We start from the raw sequence: 14,127 nt of genomic DNA, 5'->3' as shown, positions 1-14,127 counted from the left end.
GATACTTTTTTTGTTAGTATGGTGCTTTAGGTTTGTTGAGGTGGCTGAGTGTTAAATTGGGATGATTTAAAGTTCTTTCTGGCTGTGTGTCGGGCAGGTTCTATTAGAGCTGCTGCGCAAAGCTTGGGAGTTAATCATGCAACCGTTTCTAGAAGAATTAATAACTTTGAAGCTTCCTTGGGTGAACGAGTGTTTGATCGAACCCAGCAAGGTTATGCGCGCACACGTCTTGGTGATGAGATTTTTGAAGAAGCTTCCTATCTAGAAGAAAGGCTCAGCTCTATTGATCGAAAAATAGTTGGCAAGGATGACAATCTAGAGGGTGAGGTGCGTGTCACCATGCCAGACTTATTAGGCCAACATTTACTGATGGAAGGTATCGTAGCTTTTTGTCGGCAATATCCTCTCATTGATGTGCAAATTAGTGGTACGGTTAAACTGCTTAATCTGGCAAACCGTGAAGCTGATGTGGCTTTTCGAATTTGTGATACTCCGCCGGATTATCTAATCGGAAGACGCTTAGCCTATATTCATCGAGCCTGTTACATCTCAAGGGAATTTGAAAGCCAACTTACGGATACTGACTGGATAGCTAAGCAAAAACTTATTGGCTGGACAGACAAATATCAAAGGCCAATTGGAATCTTAGCCAGCGCTTATCCAAGGTTTGAGGTACAGCATAAAATCTCTAATGGTGATTTTCAGCAAAAAGCCTGCGAATCTGGTTTAGGTATTTCTGTGATGCCTTGTCTTATTGGTGATACCAGCGAAAAGCTAGTACGTGTGCCTCCCTATGTGACAGAAAGAAAGTTTCAGCTTTGGGTATTAAGCCATCCAGATCTTAGAAAAAACGCCAAGATTCAAGCCTTTGTTCGCTTTATGACAGACTATATTTTGGATAAAAAAGACCTGATAGAAGGGGAGCAATATACTAAAACACGCCATGTTTAGAGGTGTTTTAGTGCTATCGCTGCTTGGTTTTATCCATCTGCTCTTTTAGATTTAGCGTCATCCAGTCGACAAATACTCTCACCCTTGAAGACATAAGTTTTGCATGAGAGTACACCACACTCACCGGCAATGGCTCAGGTTCATAGTCTGTTAGAATTGGAACTAAAGTGCCTGCGTCTAATTGAGCTTGCACTTGATAGGATAGAAATATCCCAACACCAATATCATCTAGTACCGCTTGGCGCATCGCACTTATTTCAGTGCAATAAAGTGGGCCATCTACTTTAATGCTAAGTACCTTATCTCCCTGATAAAAGTTCCAATTACCTCCGTGACTCAAAGGTGAGAAGCGAATACAAGGCAGTTTCAATAAATCCTTTGGTGTCTTTACGTAAGGGTAGTTATTTAAAAACCTTGGACTGGCGCAAATGACTCGACGTACGTGACCGACATTTTTTGCCACCATGGATGAATCCGCTAATGGACCAATTCGGATAGCCACATCAATGCTCTCTTCTACTAGATTTATGTTCTTATCTCCCAGTAACAGGTCAATCTTGATTTGATCGTGCTGCTTTAAAAACTGATTCACTAAGGGACTAACCTGTTGATTGCCAAAGTTTACCGGGGCGGTAATGGTTAGCTTGCCAGACGGTTTACTTTGTTGTGAGTTGAGTTCTAATTCTGCGTCTTCAATATCAAATAATATGCGACGACACCGAGAAAGATAGAGATGCCCCTCTTCTGTAAGGGTGATTTTACGTGTGGTGCGATTGAACAGTCGCGTATTGAGGTGTTCTTCAAGGCTCGCCAAGGTACGCACCACGGTAGGTAGTGAAGTATCGAGGGCTTCTGCAGCTTTGGTGAGGCTACCTGATTCGCATATCTGTACGAAGGTGTTCATGGCGTGAAGTTTGTTCAATATTATTACTCCATTTTTTGAAGTAGTTAAATTTATTTTTGATCATTTATTGCGATTAATAAATTAAAGATACTGTATCACAGACGGTTAGCCATTAGGTTCACCGCATATTAATCAAACGCTATTAAATAACATTGTAAAAGGAACACCCTTATGAAAGCTGCCATTTTAGTATTATCTGATCCAACTCACGGTAAAGAAGAAGCCCTAGGCCGTGTTTTTAACGCGCTAGCAACAGCCTATGACTTTCAACAAAAAGACGTTGAAGTAAAAGTGATGTTTAACGGTACTGGTACCCGTTGGATTGCTGAATTAGCTAATCCAGAAAACCCAGTGCATGGTCTATTTGAAGCGGTAAAAGGCACTGTTGCTGGGGTGTCATGTGGTTGTGCTGATGTGTTTGGTGCATCTGAAGTCGTGGAAGCATCAGGTTATGACTATCTCACTGAAAACGAAGTACCAGGTACACGTGGTTTGCCTAGTGTAAGTAACCTGGTCGAAGAAGGGTTCACTGTTTTAACTTTCTAATGACTACTTTGCTTTTGATATTTAAGGGTTTTCATTAAACCCTTAAATATTGAAATCGCTATATATGGAACGCCTTAAGCAGGGCTTCTACTTACCTCATTTTTTATTTTGACTTTTTAAACCAATATTTTATTTTTGGGAGTGGTGCCATGGATCAATATCTAATGTTTCATCAAGGGGAATTAGCGGTGCAAGCCATGGCCAATGAATCGGACATTGCTAAGCGAAATGGTGCTGTTTTAAGTGGCAGCATTCTACCCGGTGCCATTCCTTTTATTGCTCAGCAGAACATGCTGGTCGTCAGTAGTATGGATGCAAAAGGCCAGCTTTGGACCTCTGTTTTGTTTGGCAATCAGGGTTTTATTCAAGCTAGCCAGCATGATGCGTTGATGTTGAACAAAACGAAATTAGTATTGAATGAAGACGATCCATTTTGGCGCAATATTGAGCATAATCAACAGATAGGCGTGTTAGCGATAGAGTTAAGTACCCGCCGACGCTTTCGGATGAACGGCCGTATACAAACATTAGAGTTAAAGGGCGAAGTAAATGGTGAAGTTGAGGTAACGTCACCTTATCTTTATGAAGTGAAAATTCAGCAAGCCTATCCAAATTGCCCCAAATTTATCCAGCGACGTAATCTGAAATTGGACCCCTGTGCTTTTTCTGAGCAACTGCCGTCCTCCTTGTATGGCACCAGTTTAAAGCAACAGCAGCAAGATATAATACAAAGAGCGGATTCGTTTTTTGTGAGTAGTGCCAGCCCTGTTCAGGCAGAAGGTGTTGAGCAGGCGTCATTTAGTTTAGATGCCTCTCATCGCGGTGGCTTGCCTGGCTTTATTAAGTTTATGGCGCCCGATAAATTGCTTATTCCTGACTATAAAGGCAATAGTATGTTTAATACCTTGGGGAATATTCACCTTTACCCTAAGGCTGGCATTATTATTCCCGATTTTAACAATGCTAGGCTATTGCGCCTGACTGGCGAGGCCGAAATTCTGTGGGATCAAGAAGATACAAGTAACCAGAGTGCAGGAACTCATCGCTTTTGGGTATTGAAGGTAACATCTTGGCAGCAAAGCGCTGTACCTCAAGGTGTTCAGTGGTATTTTCAAGATTACTCTCCCCATAATCCAAGAGAAAAAGTGACCCAGAATAAGGTTCAAAGAGACCCAAATAAAGCCATGTATATGAGGGTGGCTAACGTTGTGCAAAAAAGCTCTCGAATCAAGTTATTTAGGCTAATAGGCGCAGAGGCTGAGTTACAAGGAAAGCATAGGGAAGCACCATTGCCTGAATTTGAAGCAGGCGCACATTTACCGATTGAGGTTGCTTTAGCAAATGGACAGAAGGTAATGCGTTATTATTCAATTCTTTCCTCAGTGGAAGAGCGTGACTTTTATGACATTGCTGTACAGCGTGAAGACAGGGGTAAAGGTGGGTCTAAAGTCATACATGAAACATTAGATGTTGGTGTTCAAGTGAAAGTCTTACCACCTAGAAGTGAATTTCCACTATTGGCAGACCAACACCACAAAGTAATCATTGCTGGGGGTATAGGTATCACGCCTATGCTAAGCATGCTACGAGAGGTTATCAAATCGCATGCATCCTTTGAGTTTCATTATACAGCTAGAAGTGAAGCTGATCTTGCCTTCAAAGAGGAGGTAATGGCACTTGCTGGTGACAGAGCATTTTTTTACACCAGTAATGCAGAAAAGGCGAAGCGATTAGACCTTGAATATTTGATTCAACAGGTTAAAACACAGAGCCATGTCTATATGTGTGGGCCGCTTGGACTGATCAATCAAGTCCGTGAACTCACTAAGGCACATGGTTGGGCAGACAGTCGTGTGCATTTTGAAAGCTTTGGTAATGCTAATCAACCAGGTGATAAAGGGTTTGAAGTACGACTTAAAAAATCGAATCAAGTTTTTATGGTGGACCCTAAAGAGACCATTCTTGATGTATTGAATCAGCATAATGTTTCAGTGCCATTTGACTGTAAACGAGGTGAGTGCGGCATGTGTGCGACCACCTTGTTAGTTGGTGAAGCTGACCATAGGGACCTGTATCTCACTAAAACAGAGCAAGCGCATCAGATCTGTGTCTGCGTGTCCCGAGCCAAAGGAGGCTCGTTAACGTTGGATTTATAGATGTGCCAGCAAAAGGTTACCTAAAGATAAGTAAAGGGAGTGATGATGAAAAAAGTGCTCTTGTTAATTGCCCAAGGGGTCGAACCATTAGAGATGTCTGCAATAACAGATGTTTTAGGTTGGGCTAATCTTGTGGGGAATGACGCTATTTCTGTAATAGATGCAGGTTTTCAAAGGCAAGTTAAAACCACCTTTGGGCTTAACTTAAACCTGAATTATTTAGTGAATGAACTGAATTTAGATGACTATGATGCGTTAGCAATTCCAGGAGGTTTTGAGCCTTCAGGGTTTTATGAAGATGCCTTGAGTGAGCCCTTTTTAGCGGTTATTCGTCATTTTCATCAAGCACAAAAAACCATTGCCAGTGTCTGCGTCTCATCATTAGCTTTAGGTGAGGCGGGTGTGCTTAAAGGTAAACACGCCACGGTTTATCATCAAAAAAATGGGACGAGAAAAGCACAGTTAGAAGCGTCAGGAGCCATCTTTGTGGATCAAGCTCTAGTATGTGATAGCAATATTATTACCTCTACTGGGCCTGGTACTGCCATTGAAGTCGCCTTCGCTTTATTAGCAAGGTTAACCAGTGAAAATAATGCGAATAAAGTACGTGAGAAAATGCGTATTCCTGCTTTAAATCTGCATTGGCTAGCAAAAGTACAAGTAGCAGAGATTAGTTGATTTCAGATGGTGTAATTTGAAAAACCGCTTTTAGTGTCATGCTAGAAGCGGTTTTTATTCGCTTTAATTTAGTGCGCTTTATTTTGCAGCTAAAATATTGGCCACCATAATGTTAGGCGCTTTGGCTAAAAGCGTATCTGCTTGAGACATTAAAGCTGCGGCAATTTTACCGTTAAGGTGAGCTTGCCTACCTTCCTCATGGGCAAAAGTATCGAAAATTGCAAAAGTCGTTTCACTAATTTGCACTGCGTACCAAGCTAAGGTTTGCTCTTCTTCATTTGCAAGTGTTAAGGCGCCTGTTAGTAACTCACTAACCGCAGCGGCTTTTTCTGGCTTAGCTTCGATTAGGGCGAGAATAGAGAGAGATGGTATTGTCATTGTATTTTCCTGTTTGAGTGAATATGACAGACATTCTAGGGGGAATATTGATTTGACAATGAGTGGCGAAAAAGACAATGATCATTTAATTTTCGCCAAAAATTATTATAAAATTTTAGTTAAACTTTTTTCTTGTTGAGGTGTTTATGGCACGTATCGTCATTGCTGCTTTTACACAAGCTCTGCCTTCTGCGTTAACTGGTATACAAGATCTTTTTTATTTAGCGGGTATGAAACTACCTGCAGGCCAAGAGCATGCTTATGCCAGTGATCAAATGGTATGGGCACCTGAATTAATCGTCGCCAGTGTAGATGGGAGTGCCATTATAGATGGACAAGGTCGTACTTATGCTGTGGATCAATCCATACTAGATATTGATCGATGTGATGCAGTATTGATTCCAGGTTTTGTGCCTAACCAAGTATCTAAACCACCGACAGCATTGCTAGATGACATTACAAAAGCTTGGTTAAAAAAGCAGTATCAGCAAGGGGCTATTATTGCAGGCTCTTGCAGTGGCGTGCTGGCTATTGGGGAGGCTGGTTTATTGGATAATAAGCGTTGTACGACGACCTGGTGGTTGCATGATGAACTAAAAAGACGCAATAAAAAGGCTTGTCCCTTGTGGGCCAGTGAGTTATTGGTCGATCAAAACATTGTCTCAGCAGGTGGTCCCTTATCTTGGGTAGAGGTCACATTACAGGTAGTGAAAATGTTGGCTGGTAATGCTCTAGCTCAAAAAATGGCAGATTTTGCTATTGTCGATACTCAACCTAAATCACAAAACTTTAGTGTGCCAAGAGGTTATAAAATTACCCAGCCCTTGTTTATTTCCCAAGCTGAAATCGCTATTCGCCAAGGTTATGGTTCGAGCATGTCGCCTAAGCAACTGGCTTTAGCCCTGTCCGTTTCTGAACGGACGCTACACCGAAAAATAAAAAACCTAACAGGGCATTCCCCTAAGCATTTTATAGATCAAGTACGGATTGAATATGCCTGTACTTTATTGGCTAATGATAATCAAAGTATTAGCGCCATTGCGCTAACACTAGGTTATTCAGATGATGCGGTATTTAGACGAGTGTTTAAACTGGTGATGGCCATGACTCCCAGCCAATACAAGCAGAGTATTAAACTGAAAACGCTATCTTAATGAAGCTTAAAAATAACCTCTAGTGGTTGGGCAGTTCGACGGGTGAGAACCAAAGCTCGCTTCTATTTAACGGCGTTTCTGCAGGAATAAACGGGTTCTCCAAAGTAATAAGTCTACGCTTGCCAAGCTCTGCTTTACGGATCGCATCAGCATTATATTTGTTAAAAATAGCCTCAAAGCTGCCATTTTCAATCATACGTTCAAGACCTTCTTCTAACCTAAGTGCCAGCGCTTCATTCTGCCTTGAGGTAAATAAGTAATAGGGCCAAGGGTAATATAAGACGATGCCATCTTCTATGACTAAGGTTGGGTTATCTTTTCCATATACCTCGTATTCTTTATATATTTCATTAACACCCCTAGGAAATAAATTATAGCGTCTTGGTTCTATCAGACTAAATAAAGAAACGTAAGGTGCTTGGCTGGCTGGAATATTATTGTGCTTATAAATTTCAATGTCTCCCCAGCCTATGCCTTGACCAACGCGAAATTGTTTAAGGTCATTTAGCGTTTTGACTTGGTCAAAAATGGCTTGATGTTCTTTATGAATAAAACTAATTCTGTAACCTAAAATACCTTTTCGTAGCGGAATACGGATAGGCCTAAGTTCTTCTTCTTTTTTAGGTGAGGTAGAGCTCCAAATGACATCTATCATACGACCTGATTTTACTTCTTGAAGCATTCTTGATTCAGTCATGGGGAAAGGCGAAGGGCTTAGTTCATAATCACCAAAATCAGGACGAGTTATTTCTAACGCTTGCTCAAGTATTTCGAACAAATCATGAAAGCGAGTTTCATGGATGTTCTCTACAGAAGGGTAAATGACCTTTTGCATTGCTAAGCTGTTAGAGCTTAAAAATACAAAAGATAAGATTAATATGAGTTTACTCACGTTTTAATGAAACCTCTAAAAAGGTTTGTATTAATGGCGCTTTGTACAATGTGCCTAAGCGATAAAGTAAAGGCCGTCTTAAATACCTTAACCTAGTTGATAACTTAGTTGCTAGATAATAGTACAGATTCATTATGGAAGCCGAACCTTATCTTTTGCTTTAACCTCTAAGTTTATCTTACTAAATACTATTTGGCTTTCATTGCAGCTTGAACTGAGTTTGCAATTTCATCGGCTAAATTTGGGTCTTGTACTGCACGGGCTAAAGTCACACCACCGATAATCATGGCAAGTTTTGCCCAGGTCTCAGTATCAATTTGTGTTGATTCAGTATTAGGTTTTTGCTCTGACATAGTGGCAGCGGCTTTCAATAACTCTTGCTGAAATAGGGTTTTTGTTTCGTCATCAGAACGAACTACTTCAGGGGTGAGACTCTGTAATGCACAACTATCATTCAGTTCTGTGCGGCGCTTTTCGCCTAAATAGAAGGCAATAAACTCTTCTAACCAAGTCTCGCCGTATTTTTCTTGATACTGCTTCAAACCCTGATCAAATTGGGAGACTCCTTCAGTTATAACTTCTTTAAACGCACCTGATTTAGAGCCAAAATGAGCGTAAAAAGCGCCAGATGTGACGCCCGCTTCATTTGCTAAACCATTCACGCCAGCGCCGTTATAACCATGTTCACGAAAGGTTTTATGCATAGATTTTAAAATTTTCTGGTGTGTTTGTTCTTTCTTGGTCGCCATCAATATCTCATAAAGCAGGTGAGGAATTAGCAGTATAACATTTAAAAATATAACGATCGCTATTTTATTCGTTGACAATATAGTGATCGCTATATTAATTTAAATAGCGATCACTATATTTTAATTTAAATTTTATTGGAGATACTGTTATGCCGCTTACCTTAATGTTAACTGAGGGTGTTTTACCTAAAGGATCAGAAAAAATTGCTATCGCTAAAATTACGGATTCCATGCTCAAATGGCACGGTTTAGTGGACCACCCAGTGATGAAACCTAATATCACTGCCGCATTTCACATCTTGCCCCAAGGCAGTACTTTCTCAGGAGGGAAAGAGATATCAGGTGCTTGGATAGAATGGAAAGTGCCTGCTTTTGCCTTTACAGAGAGAGAGGTTCAAGTTGGATTTGGACGAGATGCGAGTGAGATAGTACGCGAATTATCTGGCTTTAAACTTCCCAAAGATAATATCTATATCAATGTTGTTCATGCTGTTGATGGACTCTGGAATTTTAATGGAGAGCCTATGACAAATGCTGAAATAGGCGCTGCGATATCTAGTTAATTCGCACAGTAAGGCGAAGCTTAAGTTTCCTTAGTTTTCGCCTTACTTTTTATCAATGATGATAATAAGCATGCTTGAAAGCCGCAAAGGTGAATATGATGGATAAAGCTAAACCAAGAATCTTGCACACTATGTTACGTATTAGTGATATGGCCAACTCAACTAAATTTTATACCCAAGCTTTAGGAATGAGACTATTCAGGGTATTAGAGCAACCGAGTGAAAAATACACATTATTATTTTTTGGATATGAAGATGAATCAAGTGCTGCTGCTATCGAGCTAACTTACAACTATGGCAAGTATGAGTATGAATTAGGTAGTGGCTTTGGTCATATTGCCGTAGGTGTAGTAAATATAAAAAGCACCATAAAGCGAATTAGAAGCTTAGGTTATACCGTCGACCTTGAGCCTAAAAAGCTAAAATCTACTAATGAAACCATTGCCTTTATATCTGATCCTGATGGTTACAAAATAGAATTAATTGAGCGTTAATTACGGCTTCTTAAGCTCTCACTATGTTGTTTGAAGGCATTAAGCATGTCCATAAATTGGCTGCATAGTGTCATGTGTAAAAGAGGGGAGAGAAGTAAGCCAAGAAACTTAAGGTCAGGTTTAGCCCGAAAGGTAAGTAAGGTACGCGCAGGTGAGATTTCGCTTAGTTGAAAACTTGCATGGTTACCTCTAATCACAGTGGCCTTCTTGGCGTTGAAAATATCGACTTTCACTTCTAGGCGCTTATTTATCTCATCATAATGGGTGATTCTTTCTGCTGCTTTCAAACCCATTTTATCTTCTGTGAATTCACATATACGACCAGAGCAAGGTGCGCCAGATAAGCGAGGCGTATCATGAAGTTCATAAGACTTCACAACGGGTGAGTACCAGTTAGCAATATTCGAAAAGTCAGTTGCCATGGCATGCCAAACTTGTTTGATCGGAGTGTTTATTTCTACGGAAATACCAATATTCATCATGTTGCTCACTATCAATCTGGGAAGCTTACTCTAAGAGTATAACGATAGGTATTAGGGTGTGATGCAGGCAAAAATAAACTCTAGTGGTCTGTTTTTAGACCATGGATGAAATACGTTTTAGCTTATCTTTCGATTCTGTGTATTTAGCTAAAGGTTTGCCTTAGAATTGAAAACAACATAATTTAGCTGACGCTAAAGCTTTAGAGCTTAGATGATTAAGCAAAACTAAGACGTTAAAACGGAATTCTCATGCTTGCCATTCCCTTACCTTTTATCATGTCGTTTTTATTATTAGTCATTGCACTTTTTGTTAAGGTAAAGAGGCCCAATGAGGCCAAACTTCCTGTTATTTTTATTCTGCTGTGTGCCCTGAGTACCTGTGTTGTAGGTTTGCGCTGGTCATTTGATATAAGCTTTTTACGCTTTATTCAGCCTATTATTGCCTCTCTCATTCCTATGACGGCTTGGTTCTGTTTTGCTAGAGCACATGGGTCTAAGCCTCTTACTTTACCCGCTTTTCTATTGCACTTTCTCGGCCCCATCTTGGTTAGTTTAAGCGCCTTTTATTATCTGTTTTGGTTAGAGTTAAGTGACTTATTACTGGTCAGTCTTTATGTGATTTATGGCTTACTGCTATTGACGTCATCCTTTACTATGCCTGAGGAAGTTCGCCTTTCTCAGATTAACAGTCTTAGAAATGCAGAGCGAATAGCGGCTTTAGTATTACTTATCTCTGGAGTGATAGATGCTGTATTAGCGTTGGACTTTTTCTTTTATGAAGGTTTACATGCATCTTGGATGTTATCTTTTAGCTACCTTATTTTGATTCCATTAGTTGTCGCTGCTGTATTACATGTGGGCTTTAGTACATCTTTATCTGCCTCTGAGGTAAAAGAAGCCAAGCATAAACATGACAAAAAGGAACAAGATTTAGCCAAAACTGAGCCAGAACGTTTGAGCTTGGCACAAAATGAAGCCGAAGCGATCTTATTGAGCCTAGATCGTCTCATGCGAGAAAAAGAAGCTTTTAGAGATCCGGATCTCACCCTAAATCGTCTGTCCCGTAAACTTAGTATTCCTGCAAGGCAAATCTCTATGGCGGTTAATCAAATTCGTCAGCAGAACATTTCGAAAGTCTTAAATGAATACCGTATCGAATTTGCGAAACACAGGTTAATGCATAGCCAAGATACGATTACGGATATTTATCTGGCATCAGCCTTTCAGACAAAATCTAATTTTAATCGTGAATTTTCACGCCTTACAGAGCAAACCCCCAGTGAATTCCGTCGAACTGCTACTGGGAGCGCCTAGTGTTATAAAGCATCAAATTAGATAAGAATTTAGCGTTAACTGTCTTGCTTTAAAAAAGCTAAGATATCCTCGAACATAGTGTCATGTAAGGCCGATCGTGTGCTGCCAACCCCGTCTTTACATATGATGCCATCACCTTTAGCTTCCTCTTCTAAAATGGCAATGGCATTAGGTTTACATTCTTGCATAAAGCTAAAGTGTGTCGCCTTTTCATAAACCTTATAGCGACGATTTTTCAGATTAAGGTGCTCTGCAAGGAACCCAGATTCCTGTGCCTGAGGTAAATCCCCTATATCGATACCCGCCGCTAAAATAAGCACAGGAGAATTAAGTTTATTTAAACTAGTTCGTGAAAAACTCCGTGCTAATCCAAGGTCTAAAATAATGGCGTTTTTAATACGACTATCCACTAGTTGAGTGTTTTCAGGTTCATTGTTTTGTTTAAAGGCGAGGCCTAACTCTTCTTTTATCTGACAAGAACGAAAGGAGGCTAGCGTCTCACAGCCAGCAAGGTAGCCCTCTCGATTAAATTCCGCACCAACTAGTTGCATTACGGTCCACCCCCCTAAAGAGTGGCCAATCGCTGAGATCTTGTTTTCATCAATATCTTGTTGCCAAATTGAATCATTCAGTAGGTAATCTAGCGTGCGTTTTACATCATTAGGCCTTTCCCACCATTTCGCTGCCTGAATAGCTGATGTATTAAAGGTGGTGGTACCCGGGTGATTAACGGCGACAGCAATAAAGCCTTTTTGTACTAACTTCGACGCTAGCCAATTAAGGTTACGCCAACTGCCTCGATAGCCGTGAGAGAGTAAAACAAGAGGGCGCTTTTGTGTGATTCCCGTTTTGGATGTTTGTAATAGAAGCGGTGCATTTTTAATGACCTGAGTACCTTTAAAGGCAATATTGTCTGCAATCAATACCTGTTTTAAGGTGTCGCTGATTGCTTTAGATTGACCTAATTGAGGCTCTTTTGCGGCAGGATACCAGAGGCTAATCTCTAAAATTCGTTCAGAGTTTTGCGTTAGCTGTAATTGGTTAAAACCAATTTGATGAGCAGATACTAAACTAGAGAGTGGCACCATCATGATGCTGATAATAAGAAATATAAAGGCTTTCATTTAATACTCCACATTGGGTAAAAGTTAGGAGTAATATGGCTGAAAGCCAGTATAGATAAGCCCTAAAGCATGATCGAGGACGTCCTAAAACAGGTTTTAGGACCTTCCCTGTGACATTCCTTTTTGATTTATGCCTAATTTATGAGTGGTTTTACTCGACTATATAGCGTGAAGCTTATGCCTATAAAGACGAATAGAGCGGCAATAAGAAAGGTGTTATGTAAGGCATAAGTTACCTCATCAGAGCTTGCTAACAGCAATTGTTGGCTTCCTATAAAACGGAAGAAAATACTTCCCATAAAGGCTGCCCCTGTCATAAAACCAAGATTTCTTGCTAGGTTGAGTAATGCGGATGTCACCCCTTTTGTTTGAGGGTTTGTTTTACTCATAACATCTGCACTATTAGCCACCTGGAACAATGAGAAACCTAAGGTGATAGTAACCAGAGCAAATATATAGCCAATTACACCTGTCGCCTGATGGTTGAAAGACATTAAAAGACAGCCAAGTGTCATCAAGCATAAACCAATGAGCAACATATTCTTTGCACCAACTTTATCGCTTAATCGCCCCGCAGGAACGCCTGAAAGTACAACGACTAAGGGGCCTGTCGACATTACAAGGCCAACTTGGTATGCGCTTAAAGCAAGCGTAATAGATAAATAATAAGGCCCAATAACAAGGCAAGTCATGACTATCGAGGCTGTGATAGCGCAGCAAATGAAGCTTATTTTGAAATTCCGGTTATTAAAAATATGAGAGGGAATAAGCGGTGTGATATGTTTTCTTTCTTGTCGTTTTTCTATGTTGAAAAATCCCCAAATGCCGATTAGAGCTAAGACAAATAGGCCTACGTTTAGTCTCTCATGTAAATCCTTAAACTGGCTTGTCTCTAAGCTCATAGAAAGGGCAAAAGCACTGAGTGATATGGCTAATATTAGGTTACCTAATAGATCAAATTTCCCCTTCTTTTTGGTATTTGGCAAGCCATTTTCTTCAGGAAGTGATCTTGCTTCTTTTTCAGAAACTGCTGTTTTTACCTGGGGATCTGATGGCAAAGCTAAGTAAAGCAGGAAGAAGGCGATTATCGAAAAGGGAACAATAATTAAAAACAAAGATTGCCAGCCATATAAAGATAAACTGATGCCACCAATAGCAGGCCCCAATGCCGTTCCCATGGCAGATACCGAGCCCCATAACCCCATTGCTCTCCCTGCTTTTGCTTGGCTTTTACTCATTAATGCCATAGATAAAGCGAGTATTATTGCTGCCCCCAAGCCTTGAAATACTCTTGTGATGATGAGAAACATTAAGTTATTTGCCATCGCTCCAGCGAGGGAACTGACAGTAAAAATAAGAATGCCAATCAGTAATAATCGCCTGTTACCTAAGATGTCTCCTAAGCGTCCTAGGCTGACAATCAAACTTGTGATCACTAATAAATAGGCTGCCACAATCCATTGAACTTGTTGCATGTTGCTATGAAAAGCCAAGGTTAAATTCGGTAAGGCCACATTAATCATGCTGGTGGCGAGAGAAGCAACCAAAACAGAAAGTGAAAGTCCTAACATCATCCAAATACTGTGTTTAACGTCTTGTGTTTGAGTACTGCTTGAGTGTTGCATTATTTTCCTCGAAATAGCGTGGCTCGGATGAATAGGTTAGTGGGAGTAAGAGGGTGGCGGAAGATGCATGGTTTGCATTGTTAATATGCATGTAGCGCCATACATAAAAGATTCTCT

General features: G+C 40.5%; 15 protein-coding genes. 8 read left to right on the top strand and 7 right to left on the bottom strand.

Going from position 1 to position 14,127, the window contains the following annotated elements:
- Positions 1–48 precede the first annotated feature (48 nt).
- Positions 49–951: a LysR family transcriptional regulator gene (locus tag Q0A08_RS09220; RefSeq protein ID WP_438466547.1), complete on the top strand. Its 903-nt coding sequence runs from the start codon at positions 49–51 to the stop codon at positions 949–951.
- A gap of 13 nt (positions 952–964) precedes the next feature.
- On the opposite strand, the gene Q0A08_RS09215 is transcribed toward Q0A08_RS09220, so the two are convergent.
- Positions 965–1,873: a LysR substrate-binding domain-containing protein gene (locus Q0A08_RS09215; protein WP_438466546.1), complete on the bottom strand. Its 909-nt coding sequence runs from the start codon at positions 1,871–1,873 to the stop codon at positions 965–967.
- Positions 1,874–2,026: 153 nt separating this feature from the next.
- Between Q0A08_RS09215 and Q0A08_RS09210 the strand changes: the two genes are divergently transcribed.
- The 3 genes from Q0A08_RS09210 to Q0A08_RS09200 all read left to right on the top strand — a co-directional run bounded on the left by Q0A08_RS09210 (position 2,027) and on the right by Q0A08_RS09200 (position 5,235).
- Positions 2,027–2,401, top strand: a complete 375-nt coding sequence (locus Q0A08_RS09210; RefSeq protein WP_438466544.1) for a DsrE family protein — start codon at positions 2,027–2,029, stop codon at positions 2,399–2,401.
- Between the two features lie 149 nt (positions 2,402–2,550).
- Positions 2,551–4,557: a 2Fe-2S iron-sulfur cluster-binding protein gene (locus Q0A08_RS09205; RefSeq protein WP_438466542.1), complete on the top strand. Its 2,007-nt coding sequence runs from the start codon at positions 2,551–2,553 to the stop codon at positions 4,555–4,557.
- A 45-nt stretch (positions 4,558–4,602) separates the two neighbouring features.
- A complete protein-coding gene (locus tag Q0A08_RS09200) occupies positions 4,603–5,235 on the top strand; it encodes a DJ-1/PfpI family protein (protein WP_438466540.1) in 633 nt (210 codons plus the stop codon).
- A 78-nt stretch (positions 5,236–5,313) separates the two neighbouring features.
- Here the strand turns inward: Q0A08_RS09200 and Q0A08_RS09195 are convergent, their stop codons facing one another.
- Positions 5,314–5,613, bottom strand: a complete 300-nt coding sequence (locus Q0A08_RS09195) for a putative quinol monooxygenase (RefSeq protein WP_438466538.1) — start codon at positions 5,611–5,613, stop codon at positions 5,314–5,316.
- Between the two features lie 146 nt (positions 5,614–5,759).
- Between Q0A08_RS09195 and Q0A08_RS09190 the strand changes: the two genes are divergently transcribed.
- Positions 5,760–6,767 (top strand): GlxA family transcriptional regulator, encoded by a 1,008-nt coding sequence (locus Q0A08_RS09190; protein WP_438466536.1) that lies wholly within the window; start codon positions 5,760–5,762, stop codon positions 6,765–6,767.
- Between the two features lie 19 nt (positions 6,768–6,786).
- Here Q0A08_RS09190 and Q0A08_RS09185 read toward each other — a convergent pair whose 3' ends face one another.
- A complete protein-coding gene (locus Q0A08_RS09185; RefSeq protein ID WP_438466534.1) occupies positions 6,787–7,659 on the bottom strand; it encodes an amino acid ABC transporter substrate-binding protein in 873 nt (290 codons plus the stop codon).
- A 188-nt stretch (positions 7,660–7,847) separates the two neighbouring features.
- Positions 7,848–8,408 carry a TetR/AcrR family transcriptional regulator gene (locus tag Q0A08_RS09180; protein WP_438466532.1) on the bottom strand — a complete coding sequence of 187 codons (561 nt, stop codon included), beginning with the start codon at positions 8,406–8,408 and terminating at the stop codon, positions 7,848–7,850.
- A gap of 149 nt (positions 8,409–8,557) precedes the next feature.
- Between Q0A08_RS09180 and Q0A08_RS09175 the strand changes: the two genes are divergently transcribed.
- Both Q0A08_RS09175 and gloA read left to right on the top strand, forming a co-directional pair.
- Positions 8,558–8,971 carry a 4-oxalocrotonate tautomerase gene (locus Q0A08_RS09175; protein ID WP_438466530.1) on the top strand — a complete coding sequence of 138 codons (414 nt, stop codon included), beginning with the start codon at positions 8,558–8,560 and terminating at the stop codon, positions 8,969–8,971.
- Between the two features lie 98 nt (positions 8,972–9,069).
- The gene (gene gloA, locus Q0A08_RS09170) at positions 9,070–9,465 is read left to right on the top strand and encodes a lactoylglutathione lyase (protein ID WP_438466528.1); all 396 of its coding nucleotides are present in this window, start codon (positions 9,070–9,072) and stop codon (positions 9,463–9,465) included.
- Here gloA and Q0A08_RS09165 read toward each other — a convergent pair.
- Positions 9,462–9,947 (bottom strand): SRPBCC family protein, encoded by a 486-nt coding sequence (locus Q0A08_RS09165; protein ID WP_438466526.1) that lies wholly within the window; start codon positions 9,945–9,947, stop codon positions 9,462–9,464. The two genes, gloA and Q0A08_RS09165, sit on opposite strands and share 4 nt — an antisense overlap.
- Positions 9,948–10,196: 249 nt before the next feature.
- Here Q0A08_RS09165 and Q0A08_RS09160 point away from each other — a divergent pair, with 249 nt between their 5' ends.
- A complete protein-coding gene (locus Q0A08_RS09160) occupies positions 10,197–11,261 on the top strand; it encodes a helix-turn-helix domain-containing protein (protein ID WP_438466524.1) in 1,065 nt (354 codons plus the stop codon).
- A 35-nt stretch (positions 11,262–11,296) separates the two neighbouring features.
- Here the strand turns inward: Q0A08_RS09160 and Q0A08_RS09155 are convergent, their stop codons facing one another.
- Both Q0A08_RS09155 and Q0A08_RS09150 read right to left on the bottom strand, forming a co-directional pair.
- Positions 11,297–12,385: an alpha/beta hydrolase family protein gene (locus tag Q0A08_RS09155; protein WP_438466522.1), complete on the bottom strand. Its 1,089-nt coding sequence runs from the start codon at positions 12,383–12,385 to the stop codon at positions 11,297–11,299.
- 134 nt (positions 12,386–12,519) lie between these two features.
- Complete coding sequence (locus Q0A08_RS09150) at positions 12,520–14,010, bottom strand: MFS transporter (protein ID WP_438466520.1); 1,491 nt, start codon at positions 14,008–14,010, stop codon at positions 12,520–12,522.
- Positions 14,011–14,127: the final 117 nt, after the last annotated feature.

This window comes from Marinomonas sp. PE14-40 (assembly GCF_051623805.1).
In the GTDB taxonomy this organism is placed as follows: Bacteria; Pseudomonadota; Gammaproteobacteria; order Pseudomonadales; family Marinomonadaceae; genus Marinomonas.
The sequence above is the reverse complement of the archived record's forward strand: the minus strand, read 5'-3'. Positions and strand labels throughout refer to the sequence as shown.

Coding starts and splice junctions, on each gene's coding strand:
- Q0A08_RS09195 (WP_438466538.1), bottom strand. CDS start 5,613: ATGACAATACCATCTCTCTCTATTCTCGCCCTAATCGAAGCTAAGCCA.
- Q0A08_RS09160 (WP_438466524.1), top strand. CDS start 10,197: ATGCTTGCCATTCCCTTACCTTTTATCATGTCGTTTTTATTATTAGTC.
- Q0A08_RS09165 (WP_438466526.1), bottom strand. CDS start 9,947: ATGATGAATATTGGTATTTCCGTAGAAATAAACACTCCGATCAAACAA.
- Q0A08_RS09200 (WP_438466540.1), top strand. CDS start 4,603: ATGAAAAAAGTGCTCTTGTTAATTGCCCAAGGGGTCGAACCATTAGAG.
- Q0A08_RS09155 (WP_438466522.1), bottom strand. CDS start 12,385: ATGAAAGCCTTTATATTTCTTATTATCAGCATCATGATGGTGCCACTC.
- Q0A08_RS09190 (WP_438466536.1), top strand. CDS start 5,760: ATGGCACGTATCGTCATTGCTGCTTTTACACAAGCTCTGCCTTCTGCG.
- Q0A08_RS09210 (WP_438466544.1), top strand. CDS start 2,027: ATGAAAGCTGCCATTTTAGTATTATCTGATCCAACTCACGGTAAAGAA.
- gloA (WP_438466528.1), top strand. CDS start 9,070: ATGGATAAAGCTAAACCAAGAATCTTGCACACTATGTTACGTATTAGT.
- Q0A08_RS09180 (WP_438466532.1), bottom strand. CDS start 8,408: ATGGCGACCAAGAAAGAACAAACACACCAGAAAATTTTAAAATCTATG.
- Q0A08_RS09205 (WP_438466542.1), top strand. CDS start 2,551: ATGGATCAATATCTAATGTTTCATCAAGGGGAATTAGCGGTGCAAGCC.
- Q0A08_RS09150 (WP_438466520.1), bottom strand. CDS start 14,010: ATGCAACACTCAAGCAGTACTCAAACACAAGACGTTAAACACAGTATT.
- Q0A08_RS09175 (WP_438466530.1), top strand. CDS start 8,558: ATGCCGCTTACCTTAATGTTAACTGAGGGTGTTTTACCTAAAGGATCA.